Raw genomic sequence first — 18,713 nt, 5'->3', positions numbered from 1 at the left:
CTCTTCTTCGATTATCAGGCGCAAAAGGATATCAAAACTCCTTTTAGATAGCTAAAACCATTATAACCAAAACGAAAGGTGCCCTCGTGTCAGTTCACGCTAATTTAACAAAATTACAGCATGCCTGCGACGAACACCGTATAATGAAGCGCTAAACGAAAAGGCATAAATAACTGCATGAAATATCACGATCTGCGCGATTTCCTTACGCTGCTTGAGCAGCAAGGCGAGTTGAAACGCATCTCGCTGGCTGTCGATCCTCATCTTGAGATGACTGAAATTGCTGACCGCACGCTACGTGCCGGTGGGCCCGCATTACTTTTTGAAAATCCAAAGGGTTATGACATGCCGGTGCTTTGCAACCTGTTCGGCACGCCGAAGCGCGTCGCAATGGGGATGGGGCAGGAGGATGTCACGGCGTTGCGTGAAGTGGGCAAACTGCTCGCCTTTCTAAAAGAACCCGAGCCGCCGCGCGGATTTCGCGATCTGTTTGATAAATTGCCGCAGTTTAAACAAGTTCTGAATATGCCGACGAAGCGGCTGCGCGGCGCGCCTTGCCAGCAAAAAGTGCTTCAGGGCGAGCAAGTCGATTTAACCCGCATTCCAATTATGCAGTGCTGGCCTGAAGACGCCGCACCGCTCATTACCTGGGGGCTTACCGTCACCCGTGGCCCGCACAAAGAGCGCCAGAACCTGGGTATCTATCGCCAGCAGTTGATCGGTAAAAACAAGCTGATTATGCGCTGGCTTTCCCATCGCGGCGGTGCGCTGGATTTCCAGGAGTGGTGCGCGGCGCATCCTGGCGAACGTTTCCCTGTCTCGGTGGCATTAGGGGCCGATCCGGCTACCATTCTTGGCGCAGTGACGCCGGTGCCGGATACGCTGTCGGAATACGCTTTTGCCGGATTGCTACGGGGTACCAAAACCGAAGTGGTGAAATGTCTGTCCAACGATCTTGAAGTGCCCGCCAGCGCGGAGATTGTGCTCGAAGGGTATATCGAGCAGGGTGAAATGGCACCGGAAGGGCCGTATGGCGACCATACTGGCTACTACAATGAAGTAGATAACTTCCCGGTGTTCACGGTGACGCACATAACCCAGCGCGAAGATGCGATTTATCACTCCACCTATACCGGACGTCCGCCGGATGAACCCGCGGTACTGGGCGTGGCGTTGAACGAAGTGTTCGTGCCGATTTTGCAGAAACAATTCCCGGAAATTGTTGATTTTTACCTACCGCCCGAAGGTTGCTCTTATCGCCTGGCGGTAGTGACCATGAAGAAGCAATACGCCGGACACGCCAAACGCGTGATGATGGGCGTGTGGTCATTCCTGCGGCAGTTTATGTATACCAAGTTTGTCATTGTCTGTGATGACGATGTCAATGCGCGTGACTGGAACGATGTAATCTGGGCCATCACTACCCGTATGGACCCGGCGCGCGACACCGTTCTGGTAGAAAACACGCCGATCGATTACCTGGATTTTGCCTCGCCGGTTTCCGGTTTGGGTTCAAAAATGGGACTGGACGCCACCAACAAATGGCCCGGCGAAACCCAGCGTGAATGGGGTCGTCCGATTCAAAAAGATCCGGCGGTGGTCGAACGTATCGACGCCATCTGGGATCAACTGGCCATTTTTAATGACGGTAAAAGCGCCTGACGCAACCGTTGCGGTTTTGCAATATTGACCCGACAGAGGGAACGCATGACAACCTTAAGCTGTAAAGTGACCTCGGTGGACGCGATCACAGAAACCGTGTACCGCGTTCGTTTAGTACCCGACTCACCTTTTTCTTTTCGTGCAGGCCAGTACCTGATGGTGGTGATGGACGAGCGCGACAAGCGCCCGTTCTCGATGGCTTCAACGCCGGACGAGCAGGGTTTTATCGAACTGCATATCGGCGCATCGGAGCTTAATCTCTACGCGATGGCAGTGATGGACCGCATTCTTAAAGACCGCGAGATCGTCATCGATATTCCCCACGGCGATGCCTGGCTGCGTGACGAAGACGATCGTCCGCTGATTTTAATCGCGGGCGGCACCGGGTTCTCCTATGTGCGTTCTATTCTGTTTACCGCGCTGGCGCGTAACCCTTCCCGTGAAATCGCCATTTACTGGGGCGGCCGCGAGGAAAAACATCTCTACGATTTAGCCGAGCTGGAAGCGCTGTCGGTTAACCACCCGAATCTTTGCGTGGTGCCGGTAGTGGAACAGCCGGAAGAAGCGTGGCGTGGACGCAGCGGAACGGTGCTGACGGCGGTAATGCAGGATTTCGGTACGCTGAGCGAGCACGACATCTATATTGCCGGGCGCTTTGAGATGGCGAAAATTGCCCGCGACCTGTTCTGCAACGAGCGTGGCGCGCGTGAAGACCGGATGTTTGGCGACGCGTTTTCGTTTATTTGATCGTATAAAAAAACCCGCCCCTGACAGGCGGGAAGAACGGCAACTAAACTCTTTTCTTTCTTGCCTTTGTCACCGTAGCGGCGTTTTATTTCCTGCCGCTACGGTGTCGTGTAACACTTAAACCCGCTCAAACACCGTCGCGATGCCCTGACCTAAACCAATACACATCGTGGCAAGCCCAAACTGCGCGTCTTTGCGTTCCATCAGGTTAATCAGCGTGGTGCTGATACGCGCCCCGGAACATCCCAGCGGATGTCCTAACGCGATGGCACCGCCGTTGAGATTTATCTTCTCGTCGATCTGCTCCATCAAGCCCAGATCTTTAATGCATGGTAAGATCTGTGCGGCAAACGCTTCGTTCATCTCAAACAGATCGATATCCGCTGCGCTCAGGCCCGCTTTCTTCAGCGCCAGCTTCGAGGCTGGAACCGGGCCGTAACCCATAATCGACGGATCGCAACCGACCACCGCCATTGAGCGGATACGCGCGCGCGGCGTCAGGCCCAGTTCCCTGGCGCGGCTTTCGCTCATCACCAGCATGGCTGCTGCACCGTCGGACAGGGCAGAAGACGTCCCTGCGGTGACCGTTCCGCTGACCGGATCGAACGCGGGTTTCAACGTCGCCAGGCTTTCCACGCTGGTTTCCGGGCGGATCACTTCATCGTAGTCGTAGCGCTTCAGTACGCCGTCGGCGTCATGGCCGCTAACCGGGACGATCTCATTTTTGAAATGTCCGGCCTGAGTCGCTGCCCATGCGCGCTGGTGCGAGCGGGCGGCAAAGCTATCCTGCATCTCACGGCTGATGCCGTGCATCCGCGCCAGCATTTCCGCCGTCAGGCCCATCATGCCCGCGGCTTTCGCCACGTTGCGGCTCAGGCCGGGGTGGAAGTCTACGCCGTGGTTCATCGGCACGTGGCCCATATGCTCCACGCCGCCGATCAGGCAGGTTTGGGCATCGCCGGTCATGATCATGCGTGCGGCATCGTGCAGCGCCTGCATCGACGATCCGCACAGGCGGTTAACCGTTACCGCCGGTACGCGGTGAGGGATTTCCGCCAGCAACGCGGCGTTACGCGCAATGTTAAAACCCTGCTCCAGGGTTTGCTGCACACAACCCCAGTAAATATCATCAATCGCTGAAGGCTCCAGCGCCGGGTTACGCGACAGCAGGCTGCGCATCAAGTGCGCCGACAGATCTTCCGCCCGCACCTGGCGAAACGCGCCGCCTTTGGAACGGCCCATCGGGGTGCGGATTGCGTCAACAATTACCACCTTTTCCATCTTTCGCTCCTTAAGCCGTTTTCAAATCGCCAACCGGGCGCGCGGGTTCAACCGGGGGATAATACGGTTCGTTGAGACGCGCTTTGGCGCGCAAACCGTCCGGCACCGCATACAACGGACCGAGGTGTTGATATTGCTGAGCCATATCCAGATATTTGGCGCTGCCCAGAGTATCCAGCCAGCGGAATGCGCCACCGTGGAACGGAGGGAAACCGAGACCGTAAACCAGCGCCATATCCGCTTCCGCCGGGCTGGCGATAATGCCTTCTTCCAGGCAACGCACCACTTCGTTGACCATCGGGATCATCATGCGGGCGATAATTTCTTCATCGCTGAACTCGCGCTTCGGCTGGCTGACTTCCGCCAGCAGGCCTTCCACGGCCTCGTCCTGCTCTTTACGCGGTTTGCCTTTGTTGTCTTCTTTATAACGCCAGAAGCCAAGACCGTTTTTCTGACCGTAACGACCAGCGTCGAACAGGGCATCAATCGCATCGCGATAATCTTTCGCCATTCGCTGCGGGAAGCCTGCCGCCATGACTGCCTGAGCGTGATGCGCGGTATCAATGCCGACCACGTCGAGCAGGTATGCCGGGCCCATCGGCCAGCCAAACTGTTTTTCCATCACTTTATCGGTCTGGCGGAAATCCGCGCCGTCACGCAGCAACTGACTGAAGCCGGCAAAATAAGGGAACAGCACGCGGTTGACGAAGAAGCCAGGGCAGTCGTTAACCACAATCGGGGTTTTACCCATTTTGCTGGCCCACGCCACCACTTTGGCGATAGTGTCGTCAGAGGTTTTCTCGCCGCGGATCACTTCAACCAGCGGCATACGGTGTACCGGGTTGAAAAAGTGCATTCCGCAAAAGTTTTCCGGGCGCTTCAGCGCGCTGGCTAATTCGCTAATCGGGATGGTGGAGGTGTTCGATGCCAGTACGGTATCCGGACGGATTTTGTCTTCAGTCTCCGCCAGCACCGCTTTTTTGATTTTCGGGTTTTCGACAACCGCTTCAACCACGACATCCACACGCTCGAACCCGGCATAGTCCAGGGTCGGGTGAATGGTAGAGATCACGCCAGCCAGTTTCAGACCGTCGATTTTACCGCGCTCAAGCTGTTTATTCAGCAGTTTGGCGGCTTCTGTCATACCAAGCGTTAACGATTTGTCGTTAATATCCTTCATGATCACCGGTACGCCTTTCCACGCGGACTGATAAGCGATGCCGCCGCCCATAATCCCCGCGCCCAGCACAGCCGCCTGTTTCGGCGTCTCGACCGATTTGGACTGCTGCTTCGCCAGGCCTTTTACGTACTGATCGTTCAGGAAAATTCCCACCAGGGCGCGCGCCTGCGGCGTGTGCGCCAGCGGAACAAAGCTTTGGTTTTCTAATTTTAATGCTTCATCACGGCCCAGCGTGGCAGCGGCTTCGATGGTTTTCACCGCCGTGATGGGTGCCGGGTAGTGTTTGCCTGCCGTTTGCATCACCATGCCTTTGGCGATGGTAAAGCTCATGGCAGCTTCGATTTTGCTTAAGTGCAGCGGCTCCAGCTTCGGTGCGCGCTTCGCTTTCCAGTCCAGATCGCCGTTAATGGCCTGACGCAATACGCTTAACGCGCCGTCGACCAGTTTCTCGGGTTTAACAATCGCATCGACCAGGCCGACGCTCAGCGCCTGTTCAGCGCCCACGTCTTTACCCGCAGCAATGATTTCCAGCGCGCTGTCCGCACCCAGCAGGCGAGGCAGACGCACCGAGCCGCCAAACCCCGGCATGATCCCCAGCTTGGTTTCCGGCAGGCCAATACGCAGATCCGGCGTGGCGATACGGTAGTCGGTGGCTAACACGCATTCGCAGCCGCCGCCCAGCGCATAACCGTTAACGGCGGACAGCGTCGGTACCGGCAAATCTTCCAGGCGATTAAAGACGCTATTGGCAAAATGCAGCCACTGGCTAAGTTGCTCCTGCGGAACCAGGAACAACGAAAGGAATTCGGTAATATCCGCGCCGACAATAAATGCCGCTTTTTCTGAGCGCAGCAGCAGGCCTTTGAGTTCGCTTTGTTTTTCTAATACATCCAGCGCGTGGCCGAGGCTTGCAACCGTCGCGGTATCAAGTTTGTTTACTGAGCCGGGGGCATCGAACACCAGTTCGGCGATGCCGTCTTCCAGCCAGTTAACGTACAGGGTGTCGCCTTTGTAGAGCATGTCAGTCTCCTGAATCCAGCATGGGGATCTGGTCGTACCAGATGAGTCGGAGTGTGGAATTGATGTTAATGAAATGCAAATGACTTTTTAAATATTTGCAAAGGGGATCACGGATGGTCGAAATCACTGCGGTGCTGAATCGGTGTGCTAATATGCGAGAATTTATTGTTGAACAAGAAGAAGGGTAGATTATGGATTCGCTGGCCACACTTTATAAAAATCACCTGGCGACGCTACAGGAACGCACGCGGGATGTGCTCTCTCGTTTTCAACTTGATGCGCTACTGATCCACTCCGGTGAGCTGTTTAATGTCTTTCTTGATGACCATCCGTATCCGTTCAAAGTGAATCCGCAGTTCAAGGCGTGGGTGCCCGTCACCCAGGTGCCAAACTGCTGGTTGTTGGTAGATGGCGTGAATAAGCCCAAACTGTGGTTTTATCTGCCGGTGGATTACTGGCACAACGTCGAGCCGTTGCCGACCTCGTTCTGGACCGAGGAAATCGACATTGTTGCGCTGCCGAAAGCCGACGGCATTGCCAGCCAACTGCCTGCGGCGCGCGGTAACATGGCGTATATCGGGCCGGTGCCTGAGCGCGCGCTTCAGCTGGAGATTCCTGCCGACAATATCAACCCGAAAGGCCTGATTGATTACCTGCATTACTACCGCTCTTATAAAACCGACTATGAACTGGCCTGTATGCGTGAAGCGCAGAAAACGGCGGTAAACGGGCACCAGGCGGCGCACGAAGCGTTCCTGTCCGGGATGAGCGAGTTCGATATCAACCAGGCGTATCTCACCGCCACCGGTCATCGCGATACCGATGTGCCGTATAGCAATATCGTGGCGCTGAACGAACATGCCGCCGTGCTGCACTACACCAAACTCGACCACCGCGCGCCTTCTGAAATGCGCAGCTTCCTGCTTGACGCCGGGGCGGAATACAACGGCTATGCTGCGGATTTGACCCGCACCTGGGCGGCGAACAGCGATAACGACTATGCGCAGCTGATTAAAGACGTTAATGAAGAACAACTGGCGCTGATCGCGACCATGAAAGCGGGCGTGCGTTATACCGAATACCATGTGCAGTTCCATCAGCGCATCGCCAAATTATTGAAGCGTCATCAGATCGTCACCGATATCAGCGAAGAAGCCATGGTGGAAACCGATATTACCGGACCGTTTATGCCGCACGGGATTGGGCATCCGCTGGGTCTACAGGTGCATGATGTAGCAGGCTTTATGCAGGATAACAGCGGCACTCATCTTCCTGCCCCGGCAAAATATCCGTACCTGCGCTGCACCCGCGTGCTTGAGCCGGGCATGGTGCTGACCATTGAGCCAGGCATTTACTTTATTGAGTCGCTGCTGGCCCCGTGGCGCGAAGGGCAATACGCGAAACACTTCAACTGGCAGAAAATCGACGCGCTGAAGCCGTTTGGCGGGATTCGTATTGAAGATAACGTCGTGATCCATGAAAACAGTATTGAAAACATGACGCGGGATCTGAAACTCGCCTGATGGATAGCTGGCTTATCCCGGCGCAGCCGGTCACCCTGACGGAAGAGATTAAAAAGAGCCGCTTTATTATCCGCCTGGCGCATACGCCAGGCGTGGAGGCGGCAAAAGCGTTTGTGGCGCAGATGCGCGCGGAGTATCCCGATGCGAGGCACCACTGCTTTGCCTGGGTGGCGGGGGCGCCGGATGATTCGCAGCAGTTAGGTTTTTCGGATGACGGCGAGCCCGCAGGCACGGCGGGCAAGCCGATGCTGGCCCAGCTTATGGGGAGCGGGGTAGGGGAAATCAGCGCCGTGGTGATCCGCTATTATGGTGGCGTGAAGCTCGGCACCGGTGGTCTGGTAAAGGCCTATGGCGGCGGCGTTCAGCAGGCGCTGACGCAACTCTCCACGCTGCGCAAAGTGCCGCTGACTGAATATACTTTGCAGTGTGATTATGCGCAGTTGGCGGGCGTTGAAGCACTGGTTAAGCAGCATAATGGTCTGATTGTGCACAGCGATTTTCAGGCCAGCGTGCAGTTACGCATCGCGCTGCCGCATCTGCAACTGGCGGAATTTACAGCAAAGCTTACGGATTTTAGTCGCGGCGCATTGCATTTGTTACCGATTGAATAATAATCCACACCTCTTTTTTGACTTCTAAGGAAGTGGCTAATGCAACTTCGCGCGATTACCCGCATCGTAGGGCTACTGGTGATTCTGTTTTCAGGGACCATGATCCTGCCGGGGTTGGTGGCGTTGATCTACCGCGACGGCGCCGGGCGCGCATTTACCCAAACTTTCTTTGTGGCGCTGGTGATTGGTTCCATGCTGTGGTGGCCGAACCGCCGTGAGAAAAAAGAGCTCAAATCCCGGGAAGGCTTTTTGATTGTGGTCCTGTTCTGGACGGTGCTGGGCAGCGTCGGGGCATTACCGTTTATCTTTTCTGAACAGCCCAACCTGACTGTCACCGACGCCTTCTTTGAATCCTTCTCCGGGTTAACCACCACCGGCGCGACCACGCTGGTGGGGCTGGATTCGCTGCCGCACGCCATTCTGTTTTACCGCCAGATGCTGCAATGGTTTGGCGGTATGGGGATCATTGTACTGGCCGTGGCGATACTCCCGATACTCGGCGTCGGGGGGATGCAGCTGTATCGTGCGGAAATGCCCGGCCCGCTGAAAGATAACAAAATGCGCCCGCGTATCGCCGAAACGGCAAAAACGCTGTGGCTCATTTATGTATTACTGACTGTAGCCTGTGCGCTGGCGCTGTGGTTTGCCGGGATGCCAGCCTTTGACGCCATCGGCCATAGCTTTGCCACAATCGCGATTGGCGGGTTTTCTACCCATGACGCCAGCATCGGCTATTTCGACAGCCCGACAATTAACACCATCATCGCCATCTTCTTATTAATCTCTGGCTGTAACTACGGCCTGCATTTCTCATTGCTGAGTGGCCGTAACCTGAAGGTGTACTGGCGTGACCCGGAGTTTCGGATGTTTATCGGCGTGCAGTTTACCCTGGTAGTGATCTGCACGCTGGTGCTGTGGTTCCATGACATCTACAGTTCGGCTGTCACTACGCTCAACCAGGCGTTTTTCCAGGTGGTGTCGATGGCGACCACGGCGGGCTTTACCACCGACAGTATCGCCAAATGGCCGCTGTTTTTGCCGGTCCTGCTGTTGTGCTCTGCATTTATCGGCGGCTGTGCGGGGTCGACGGGCGGCGGGCTGAAGGTCATCCGTATTCTTCTCTTATTTAAACAAGGCAACCGCGAGTTGAAAAGGCTGGTGCATCCCAATGCCGTGTATAGCATCAAGCTCGGCAACCGTGCGCTACCCGAACGTATTCTCGAAGCGGTATGGGGCTTCTTCTCCGCCTATGCGCTGGTATTTATTGTCAGTATGCTGGCGATTATCGCGACGGGTGTGGATGACTTCTCTGCCTTTGCTTCTGTGGTGGCTACGCTGAATAACCTTGGGCCTGGCCTTGGCGTGGTGGCAGATAACTTTGCCAACATGAACCCGGTGGCGAAATGGATTTTGATCGCCAATATGTTGTTCGGGCGTCTTGAGGTCTTTACCCTCCTGGTGCTTTTTACCCCAACATTCTGGCGCGAATAACTGGAGCGTATCGTGAAAACCTTAATATTGTTCTCTTCGCGTGATGGACAGACCCGTGAGATCGCCGCTTTTATTAGCTCAGAGTTAAAAGACCAAGGGATTGAAAGTGACCTGGTGAATTTGCACCGCACCGAGGAAATCCACTGGGATAGCTATTCGGCGGTGGTGATTGGCGCGTCTATCCGCTACGGTCATTTTCATTCGTCCCTCAACGCCTTTGTGAAAAAGCACTTCCAGACGCTGAACGGAATGCCGAGCGCGTTCTTCTCGGTCAACCTGGTGGCGCGTAAAGCCGAGAAGCGTACGCCGCAAACCAACAACTATACGCGGAAGTTCCTGATGCAATCCCCTTGGCGGCCTGATATCAGCGCGGTGTTTGCCGGTGCGCTGCGCTACCCGCGCTACGGCTGGCTCGACAAGATGATGATCCGCCTGATTATGAAGATGACGGGCGGAGAAACCGATACGTCTAAAGAAGTGGTCTATACCGACTGGCAGCAAGTCACCAGTTTTGCGGGCGATATCGCACGTTTATCGACCGAAAGGCGCGTTAAATAGACGTATCGCCTGGAAAGTGAGCGAACAAAAACTTTTTTGAATTTAACACTTGTCAGATTCTGATTACTCCCTATAATGCGCCACCACTGACACGGAACAACGGCGAATGAGCCGGCCGGTCAGTGAAGTCCCTCCGGGGAGTTCGGCAGGGAAAAGCGAAAATTAACGCTTGACTCTGAAGCGGGAAGTCGTAATATACGCACCCCGCGCCGCTGAGAAAAAGCGAAGCGGCACTGCTCTTTAACAATTTATCAGACAATCTGTGTGGGCACTCGCAGGATTGATATCTCAGCATCTTCGGATGCACATAGAATTATCAAGTCTCTGAGTGAACACGTAATTCATTACGAAGTTTAATTCACGAGCATCAAACTTTTAAATTGAAGAGTTTGATCATGGCTCAGATTGAACGCTGGCGGCAGGCCTAACACATGCAAGTCGAACGGTAACAGGAAGCAGCTTGCTGCTTTGCTGACGAGTGGCGGACGGGTGAGTAATGTCTGGGGATCTGCCTGATGGAGGGGGATAACTACTGGAAACGGTAGCTAATACCGCATAACGTCGCAAGACCAAAGAGGGGGACCTTCGGGCCTCTTGCCATCAGATGAACCCAGATGGGATTAGCTAGTAGGTGGGGTAACGGCTCACCTAGGCGACGATCCCTAGCTGGTCTGAGAGGATGACCAGCCACACTGGAACTGAGACACGGTCCAGACTCCTACGGGAGGCAGCAGTGGGGAATATTGCACAATGGGCGCAAGCCTGATGCAGCCATGCCGCGTGTATGAAGAAGGCCTTCGGGTTGTAAAGTACTTTCAGCGGGGAGGAAGGGAGAGTGGTTAATAACCGCTTTCATTGACGTTACCCGCAGAAGAAGCACCGGCTAACTCCGTGCCAGCAGCCGCGGTAATACGGAGGGTGCAAGCGTTAATCGGAATTACTGGGCGTAAAGCGCACGCAGGCGGTCTGTCAAGTCGGATGTGAAATCCCCGGGCTCAACCTGGGAACTGCATCCGAAACTGGCAGGCTTGAGTCTTGTAGAGGGGGGTAGAATTCCAGGTGTAGCGGTGAAATGCGTAGAGATCTGGAGGAATACCGGTGGCGAAGGCGGCCCCCTGGACAAAGACTGACGCTCAGGTGCGAAAGCGTGGGGAGCAAACAGGATTAGATACCCTGGTAGTCCACGCCGTAAACGATGTCGACTTGGAGGTTGTGCCCTTGAGGCGTGGCTTCCGGAGCTAACGCGTTAAGTCGACCGCCTGGGGAGTACGGCCGCAAGGTTAAAACTCAAATGAATTGACGGGGGCCCGCACAAGCGGTGGAGCATGTGGTTTAATTCGATGCAACGCGAAGAACCTTACCTGGTCTTGACATCCACAGAATTCTGCAGAGATGCGGAAGTGCCTTCGGGAACTGTGAGACAGGTGCTGCATGGCTGTCGTCAGCTCGTGTTGTGAAATGTTGGGTTAAGTCCCGCAACGAGCGCAACCCTTATCCTTTGTTGCCAGCGGTCCGGCCGGGAACTCAAAGGAGACTGCCAGTGATAAACTGGAGGAAGGTGGGGATGACGTCAAGTCATCATGGCCCTTACGACCAGGGCTACACACGTGCTACAATGGCGCATACAAAGAGAAGCGACCTCGCGAGAGCAAGCGGACCTCATAAAGTGCGTCGTAGTCCGGATTGGAGTCTGCAACTCGACTCCATGAAGTCGGAATCGCTAGTAATCGTGGATCAGAATGCCACGGTGAATACGTTCCCGGGCCTTGTACACACCGCCCGTCACACCATGGGAGTGGGTTGCAAAAGAAGTAGGTAGCTTAACCTCCGGGAGGGCGCTTACCACTTTGTGATTCATGACTGGGGTGAAGTCGTAACAAGGTAACCGTAGGGGAACCTGCGGTTGGATCACCTCCTTACCTTAAAGATACCACCCGCGCAGTGCTCACACAGATTGTCTGATAGAAAGTAAGAAGCAGGGTGTCTGCGAAAGATGTATGTCCCTTTCGTCTAGAGGCCCAGGACACCGCCCTTTCACGGCGGTAACAGGGGTTCGAATCCCCTAAGGGACGCCACCTGCTTGGTACGCAAGTGAAAGGTGCGCGCCCGTGATACTTCAGAATACACCCTGTGTGTATTGCGAAGTATTTGCTCTTTAACAATCCGGAACAAGCTGAAAATTGAAACGGCATGCCGTCGCATTTCTCCGTAATAAGGAATGACGATGCCATGCCAGAGTCTCTCAAACACTTGCAGCACGAAGCAGAAACTGCTCCGGGTTGTGAGGTTAAGCGACCAAGCGTACACGGTGGATGCCCTGGCAGTCAGAGGCGATGAAGGACGTGCTAATCTGCGAAAAGCGTCGGTAAGGTGATATGAACCGCTATAACCGACGATGTCCGAATGGGGAAACCCAGTGCAATTCGTTGCACTATCGTTAACTGAATACATAGGTTAACGAGGCGAACCGGGGGAACTGAAACATCTAAGTACCCCGAGGAAAAGAAATCAACCGAGATTCCCCCAGTAGCGGCGAGCGAACGGGGAGCAGCCCAGAGTCTGAATCAGCATGTGTGTTAGTGGAACGGTCTGGAAAGTCCGACGGTACAGGGTGATAGTCCCGTACACAAAAGCGCATGTGCTGTGAACTCGATGAGTAGGGCGGGACACGTGACATCCTGTCTGAATACGGGGGGACCATCCTCCAAGGCTAAATACTCCTGACTGACCGATAGTGAACCAGTACCGTGAGGGAAAGGCGAAAAGAACCCCGGCGAGGGGAGTGAAAAAGAACCTGAAACCGTGTACGTACAAGCAGTGGGAGCCTCATTTATGGGGTGACTGCGTACCTTTTGTATAATGGGTCAGCGACTTATATTCTGTAGCAAGGTTAACCGTATAGGGGAGCCGCAGGGAAACCGAGTCTTAACTGGGCGTTAAGTTGCAGGGTATAGACCCGAAACCCGGTGATCTAGCCATGGGCAGGTTGAAGGTTGGGTAACACTAACTGGAGGACCGAACCGACTAATGTTGAAAAATTAGCGGATGACCTGTGGCTGGGGGTGAAAGGCCAATCAAACCGGGAGATAGCTGGTTCTCCCCGAAAGCTATTTAGGTAGCGCCTCGTGAATTCATCTGTGGGGGTAGAGCACTGTTTCGGCTAGGGGGCCATCCCGGCTTACCAACCCGATGCAAACTACGAATACCACAGAATGTTATCACGGGAGACACACGGCGGGTGCTAACGTCCGTCGTGAAGAGGGAAACAACCCAGACCGCCAGCTAAGGTCCCAAAGTCATGGTTAAGTGGGAAACGATGTGGGAAGGCCCAGACAGCCAGGATGTTGGCTTAGAAGCAGCCATCATTTAAAGAAAGCGTAATAGCTCACTGGTCGAGTCGGCCTGCGCGGAAGATGTAACGGGGCTAAACCATGCACCGAAGCTGCGGCAGCGACGCTTATGCGTTGTTGGGTAGGGGAGCGTTCTGTAAGCCGTCGAAGGTGGACTGTGAGGTCTGCTGGAGGTATCAGAAGTGCGAATGCTGACATAAGTAACGATAAAGCGGGTGAAAAGCCCGCTCGCCGGAAGACCAAGGGTTCCTGTCCAACGTTAATCGGGGCAGGGTGAGTCGACCCCTAAGGCGAGGCCGAAAGGCGTAGTCGATGGGAAACAGGTTAATATTCCTGTACTTGGTGTTACTGCGAAGGGGGGACGGAGAAGGCTATGTTGGCCGGGCGACGGTTGTCCCGGTTTAAGCGTGTAGGTGGGTGTTCCAGGTAAATCCGGAATGCTGTTAACACTGAGGCGTGATGACGAGGCACCACGGTGCTGAAGTAACAAATGCCCTGCTTCCAGGAAAAGCCTCTAAGCATCAGGTAACACGAAATCGTACCCCAAACCGACACAGGTGGTCAGGTAGAGAATACCAAGGCGCTTGAGAGAACTCGGGTGAAGGAACTAGGCAAAATGGTGCCGTAACTTCGGGAGAAGGCACGCTGGCATGTAGGTGAAGCGGTTTACCCGTGGAGCTGAAGCCAGTCGAAGATACCAGCTGGCTGCAACTGTTTATTAAAAACACAGCACTGTGCAAACACGAAAGTGGACGTATACGGTGTGACGCCTGCCCGGTGCCGGAAGGTTAATTGATGGGGTTAGCGGCAACGCGAAGCTCTTGATCGAAGCCCCGGTAAACGGCGGCCGTAACTATAACGGTCCTAAGGTAGCGAAATTCCTTGTCGGGTAAGTTCCGACCTGCACGAATGGCGTAATGATGGCCAGGCTGTCTCCACCCGAGACTCAGTGAAATTGAAATCGCTGTGAAGATGCAGTGTACCCGCGGCAAGACGGAAAGACCCCGTGAACCTTTACTATAGCTTGACACTGAACACTGGTCCTTGATGTGCAGGATAGGTGGGAGGCTTTGAAGCGTGGACGCCAGTCTGCGTGGAGCCATCCTTGAAATACCACCCTTTAATGGCTGGTGTTCTAACGTGGACCCGTGATCCGGGTTGCGGACAGTGTCTGGTGGGTAGTTTGACTGGGGCGGTCTCCTCCTAAAGCGTAACGGAGGAGCACGAAGGTTGGCTAATCCTGGTCGGACATCAGGAGGTTAGTGCAATGGCATAAGCCAGCTTGACTGCGAGCGTGACGGCGCGAGCAGGTGCGAAAGCAGGTCATAGTGATCCGGTGGTTCTGAATGGAAGGGCCATCGCTCAACGGATAAAAGGTACTCCGGGGATAACAGGCTGATACCGCCCAAGAGTTCATATCGACGGCGGTGTTTGGCACCTCGATGTCGGCTCATCACATCCTGGGGCTGAAGTAGGTCCCAAGGGTATGGCTGTTCGCCATTTAAAGTGGTACGCGAGCTGGGTTTAGAACGTCGTGAGACAGTTCGGTCCCTATCTGCCGTGGGCGCTGGAGAATTGAGGGGGGCTGCTCCTAGTACGAGAGGACCGGAGTGGACGCATCACTGGTGTTCGGGTTGTCATGCCAATGGCACTGCCCGGTAGCTACATGCGGAAGAGATAAGTGCTGAAAGCATCTAAGCACGAAACTTGCCCCGAGATGAGTTCTCCCTGAGACTTTAAGTCTCCTGAAGGAACGTTGAAGACGACGACGTTGATAGGCCGGGTGTGTAAGCGCAGCGATGCGTTGAGCTAACCGGTACTAATGAGCCGTGAGGCTTAACCTTACAACGCCAGAGTGGTTTTGGTGCTGGGTGATTGAGAGAGATTTTCAGCTTAACCGGATTAATGCCTGCGGCCCTGTGAGAAATAACCAGTGCGGCAGGTGAACAGAATTTGCCTGGCGGCAAGAGCGCGGTGGTCCCACCTGACCCCATGCCGAACTCAGAAGTGAAACGCCGTAGCGCCGATGGTAGTGTGGGGTCTCCCCATGCGAGAGTAGGGAACTGCCAGGCATCAAACAAAGCAGAAGCCCATCCTCACGGATGGGCTTTTTGCTGTCTGCAATCCAGAAAAATACACTTAACCTTCCTGCCAAAAGCTTTGAAACCCACTATTGCTCTCCATCGGTTAACCCATGATACAAGCCTTACGCTGCGCGATCGGGTAAACTAGCGGGATCGTAGTATCAGGAAAAAATCATGCGTATCTCCCTCAAACCTTTTAATAGTTTTAATCTGGAATGCCGCGCTAAAAAGCTGATTGAGGCGGCGACACCAGAGTCGTTACAGCAGGCCTGGCTTGATGCAGTACGGCAGGGCGAACCGGTGATGATTCTGGGAGGGGGCAGTAATGTTCTTTTTCTTAAAGACTTTGACGGTACGGTAATTATCAATCGCATTGCAGGCATCGCCGTGACAGAGACGGAAGAAGCCTGGCATATTCATGTTGGCGCAGGGGAGAACTGGCACAAGCTGGTCGAATACACGCTCAACAATGGCATGCCTGGACTTGAAAACCTGGCGCTTATCCCCGGCTGCACCGGATCGTCGCCGATCCAGAACATCGGCGCGTACGGCGTCGAGCTTAAGCAGGTCTGTGAATACGTCGACTGCATTGAGCTCGCAACCGGCAAAATATTGCGTGTCGATAATGCTGATTGTCAGTTTGGCTATCGGGATAGCATCTTCAAGCAGGCCTATCAGAACCGCTTTGCGATTATCGCAGTGGGGCTGCGCCTGAACAAACGTTGGATGCCCGTTTTGACCTATGGCGATCTCGCCCAATTAGATCCTGCGACTGTAACCCCACAACAGGTCTTTCATAGCGTCTGTCATATGCGGCAAACCAAACTGCCCGATCCCCGTGTACAGGGCAATGCAGGCAGCTTTTTTAAAAATCCTGTCATTAGCGCTGAGCAGGCTGCACGGCTCATTGAGCAGTTTCCCCGCATACCTCATTACCCTCAGGCCGACGGAAGCGTTAAGCTCGCCGCGGGCTGGCTGATCGATCAATGCCAGTTGAAGGGATACCGGGTGGGAGGCGCAGCCGTACATCGTCAGCAAGCACTGGTACTGGTTAATCTGGATAACGCGACCAGCCAGGATGTGGTAAGCCTGGCACATCATGTGCGACAGCGCGTGGGTGAGCGATTTAACATCTGGCTTGAACCGGAGGTGCGTTTTATTGGTCAGGCTGGCGAAGTGAATGCCGTGGAGACAATTTCATGAAGGATAATAAGATACCTTTAACGCTTATCTCTCTCCTTGCGGATGGCGAATTCCATTCGGGTGAGCAGCTGGGCGAAAAATTAGGTATGAGCCGTGCGGCGATTAATAAGCACATCCAGACGCTGCGCGACTGGGGCGTGGATGTGTTTACCGTACCGGGAAAAGGTTATAGCCTCCCTGAACCTATCCAACTGCTGGATGCATCGTTTATTCAGAGCCAAATTGATGCCAGATCAGTAAGCGTGTTACCGGTTATCGACTCTACCAACCAGTATCTTCTCGACCATCTGGCAAGCCTCTCTTCCGGCGATGCGTGTATTGCGGAATATCAGCAGGCCGGTCGTGGCCGTCGCGGCCGGAAATGGTTCTCGCCATTCGGCGCTAACCTCTATTTATCGATGTACTGGCGTCTTGAGCAGGGCCCAGCCGCTGCGATTGGCCTAAGTCTGGTCATCGGTATTGTCATGGCTGAAGTGCTGCATGAATTGGGCGCCGATCAGGTGCGTGTTAAATGGCCGAATGACCTGTATCTTCAGGACCGAAAGCTGGCGGGTATTCTGGTTGAATTAACCGGCAAAACTGGTGATGCGGCGCAGATTGTCATCGGTGCGGGCATTAACCTGGCAATGCGTCGGGTTGAAGAAGAGGTCGTTAACCAGGGCTGGATTAACCTGCAGGAAGCGGGTATTCATATCGATCGTAATAAGCTCGCCGTACGGCTTATTAATGAATTACGCAACGCGTTGAAAATCTTCGAGCAGGATGGCTTAGCGTCTTTCCTGAGCCGTTGGGAAAAACTGGATAACTTTATCCATCGTCCGGTGAAACTGATTATTGGCGAAAAGGAAATCTTTGGTATTTCCCGGGGCATTGACGAGCAGGGCGCATTATTACTGGAGCAGGATGGCGCGGTTAAGCCGTGGATTGGCGGTGAAATCTCGTTACGCAGCGCAGGACAATAAAAAAGGGAGCTAAGCTCCCTTTTTTATTTGCGTAACCTGACGCATTCAACAGCGTGATCGGCGCTTTTGGTCATTATCAGACTGGCTCGCTCTCGTGTTGGTAGAATGTTCTCTTTTAAATTCAGCCAGTTGATTTCTTTCCACAGTTGGGTGGCCACGTTGACGGCCTCTTCTTCTGATAGTCTGGCGTAATTATGGAAATAAGAATCCGGGTCGGTAAAAGCCCCTTCCCGGAATTTCAAAAAGCGGTTGATATACCATGTCTGTAATAAATCTTCTGGCGCATCGACATAAATAGAAAAGTCGACGAAATCAGAAACAAATACATGGTGAGGGTCGTGCGGATAATCCATGCCGCTTTGTAATACATTTAATCCCTCAAGGATTAATATATCCGGCTGGGTCACGACTTTATCCCCATCGGGAATAACATCATAAATAAGATGGGAGTAAACCGGAGCCGTAACATTCGGAACGCCGGATTTCAGATCGGAAACGAATTTAACCAGCCGATGCATATCATAGGATTGTGGGAATCCTTTCTTTTTCATCAGATTTCGGTCTTTAAGCACCTGATTGGGGTGTAGAAAGCCATCGGTGGTGATTAATTCAACGCGACGGTGCTCGGGCCAGCGCGACAATAGCGCCTGAAGCACACGCGCCGTCGTGCTTTTTCCCACGGCGACACTGCCGGCAATACTGATGATATAGGGGATACGCTGCCCGTTAGTCCCTAAAAACTGTTCTAACACTGCCTGGCGGCGAAGATTAGAGCTGATATAAAAATTCAGTAAGCGCGACAGGGGCAAATAAATTTCAGCCACTTCATCCAGCGAGAGATCTTCGTTTATACCCTTCAGGCGCGCGATTTCGCCTTCAGTTAAGGTCATTGGGACTGAGTCACGAAGCGCAGCCCACTGGCTCCGGTTAAACTGAAGATAAGGAGTCATTATTGTTTGCTCTGTATTACTTTTCAGCATGTGTTTGCCTGTCATTGCGGACAAGGATGAACGCTCTGGCTGGTTCGTTTCATTTCATAAA

11 protein-coding genes, 1 tRNA gene and 3 rRNA genes are annotated in these 18,713 nt (G+C 54.0%); 12 read left to right on the top strand and 3 right to left on the bottom strand.

What is annotated here, in order from left to right; all coding sequences use genetic code 11:
* Positions 1-165 precede the first annotated feature (165 nt).
* Both ubiD and fre read left to right on the top strand, forming a co-directional pair.
* The gene (ubiD, locus tag ACVV26_RS20945; RefSeq protein ID WP_312984606.1) at positions 166-1,662 is read left to right on the top strand and encodes a 4-hydroxy-3-polyprenylbenzoate decarboxylase; all 1,497 of its coding nucleotides are present in this window, start codon (positions 166-168) and stop codon (positions 1,660-1,662) included.
* Positions 1,663-1,707: 45 nt separating this feature from the next.
* On the top strand, positions 1,708-2,409 hold the full coding sequence (fre, locus tag ACVV26_RS20940) for an NAD(P)H-flavin reductase (RefSeq protein WP_474799167.1): 702 nt from the start codon (positions 1,708-1,710) through the stop codon (positions 2,407-2,409).
* Between the two features lie 117 nt (positions 2,410-2,526).
* Here the strand turns inward: fre and fadA are convergent, their stop codons facing one another.
* Both fadA and fadB read right to left on the bottom strand, forming a co-directional pair.
* Entirely contained in the window at positions 2,527-3,690 is a 1,164-nt protein-coding gene (gene fadA / locus ACVV26_RS20935; protein ID WP_474799166.1) for an acetyl-CoA C-acyltransferase FadA, read from the bottom strand.
* A gap of 10 nt (positions 3,691-3,700) precedes the next feature.
* Positions 3,701-5,890: a fatty acid oxidation complex subunit alpha FadB gene (gene fadB, locus ACVV26_RS20930; RefSeq protein ID WP_474799164.1), complete on the bottom strand. Its 2,190-nt coding sequence runs from the start codon at positions 5,888-5,890 to the stop codon at positions 3,701-3,703.
* A gap of 191 nt (positions 5,891-6,081) precedes the next feature.
* Between fadB and pepQ the strand changes: the two genes are divergently transcribed.
* The 10 genes from pepQ to birA all read left to right on the top strand — a co-directional run bounded on the left by pepQ (position 6,082) and on the right by birA (position 17,672).
* A complete protein-coding gene (pepQ, locus tag ACVV26_RS20925; RefSeq protein ID WP_474799163.1) occupies positions 6,082-7,413 on the top strand; it encodes a Xaa-Pro dipeptidase in 1,332 nt (443 codons plus the stop codon).
* Positions 7,413-8,024, top strand: coding sequence for an IMPACT family protein (locus ACVV26_RS20920; RefSeq protein WP_474799162.1), 612 nt, complete (start codon positions 7,413-7,415; stop codon positions 8,022-8,024). Before pepQ ends, ACVV26_RS20920 begins: the two co-directional genes overlap by 1 nt.
* A gap of 39 nt (positions 8,025-8,063) precedes the next feature.
* On the top strand, positions 8,064-9,515 hold the full coding sequence (trkH, locus tag ACVV26_RS20915; RefSeq protein ID WP_183172374.1) for a Trk system potassium transporter TrkH: 1,452 nt from the start codon (positions 8,064-8,066) through the stop codon (positions 9,513-9,515).
* Positions 9,516-9,527: 12 nt separating this feature from the next.
* Positions 9,528-10,073 (top strand): menaquinone-dependent protoporphyrinogen IX dehydrogenase, encoded by a 546-nt coding sequence (hemG, locus tag ACVV26_RS20910; RefSeq protein ID WP_474799161.1) that lies wholly within the window; start codon positions 9,528-9,530, stop codon positions 10,071-10,073.
* Between the two features lie 377 nt (positions 10,074-10,450).
* Positions 10,451-11,992 (top strand): 16S ribosomal RNA (locus ACVV26_RS20905).
* An 80-nt stretch (positions 11,993-12,072) separates the two neighbouring features.
* Positions 12,073-12,148 (top strand) — tRNA-Glu (locus ACVV26_RS20900).
* A 210-nt stretch (positions 12,149-12,358) separates the two neighbouring features.
* Positions 12,359-15,267 (top strand): 23S ribosomal RNA (locus ACVV26_RS20895).
* Between the two features lie 112 nt (positions 15,268-15,379).
* Positions 15,380-15,495: ribosomal RNA gene (gene rrf, locus ACVV26_RS20890) — 5S ribosomal RNA — on the top strand.
* Together the 16S, 23S and 5S rRNA genes with 1 tRNA gene alongside form the textbook arrangement of a ribosomal RNA operon.
* Positions 15,496-15,681: 186 nt before the next feature.
* Positions 15,682-16,710: a UDP-N-acetylmuramate dehydrogenase gene (murB, locus tag ACVV26_RS20885; protein ID WP_474799160.1), complete on the top strand. Its 1,029-nt coding sequence runs from the start codon at positions 15,682-15,684 to the stop codon at positions 16,708-16,710.
* Positions 16,707-17,672 carry a bifunctional biotin--[acetyl-CoA-carboxylase] ligase/biotin operon repressor BirA gene (birA, locus tag ACVV26_RS20880; protein WP_474799158.1) on the top strand — a complete coding sequence of 322 codons (966 nt, stop codon included), beginning with the start codon at positions 16,707-16,709 and terminating at the stop codon, positions 17,670-17,672. Before murB ends, birA begins: the two co-directional genes overlap by 4 nt.
* 23 nt (positions 17,673-17,695) lie before the next feature.
* On the opposite strand, the gene coaA is transcribed toward birA, so the two are convergent.
* Positions 17,696-18,652, bottom strand: a complete 957-nt coding sequence (coaA, locus tag ACVV26_RS20875; RefSeq protein WP_312985950.1) for a type I pantothenate kinase — start codon at positions 18,650-18,652, stop codon at positions 17,696-17,698.
* Positions 18,653-18,713 lie beyond the last annotated feature (61 nt).

It is taken from the genome of Atlantibacter sp. MEI4A-1023, assembly GCF_056155425.1.
This window is presented reverse-complemented; position numbering and strand designations above follow the sequence as displayed.

Bases quoted from the DNA above. Each gene is read 5' to 3' on its own strand.
- fadA (WP_474799166.1), bottom strand. From the start codon at position 3,690: ATGGAAAAGGTGGTAATTGTTGACGCAATCCGCACCCCGATGGGCCGT.
- pepQ (WP_474799163.1), top strand. From the start codon at position 6,082: ATGGATTCGCTGGCCACACTTTATAAAAATCACCTGGCGACGCTACAG.
- birA (WP_474799158.1), top strand. From the start codon at position 16,707: ATGAAGGATAATAAGATACCTTTAACGCTTATCTCTCTCCTTGCGGAT.
- trkH (WP_183172374.1), top strand. From the start codon at position 8,064: ATGCAACTTCGCGCGATTACCCGCATCGTAGGGCTACTGGTGATTCTG.
- coaA (WP_312985950.1), bottom strand. From the start codon at position 18,652: ATGCTGAAAAGTAATACAGAGCAAACAATAATGACTCCTTATCTTCAG.
- fadB (WP_474799164.1), bottom strand. From the start codon at position 5,890: ATGCTCTACAAAGGCGACACCCTGTACGTTAACTGGCTGGAAGACGGC.
- murB (WP_474799160.1), top strand. From the start codon at position 15,682: ATGCGTATCTCCCTCAAACCTTTTAATAGTTTTAATCTGGAATGCCGC.
- fre (WP_474799167.1), top strand. From the start codon at position 1,708: ATGACAACCTTAAGCTGTAAAGTGACCTCGGTGGACGCGATCACAGAA.
- ACVV26_RS20920 (WP_474799162.1), top strand. From the start codon at position 7,413: ATGGATAGCTGGCTTATCCCGGCGCAGCCGGTCACCCTGACGGAAGAG.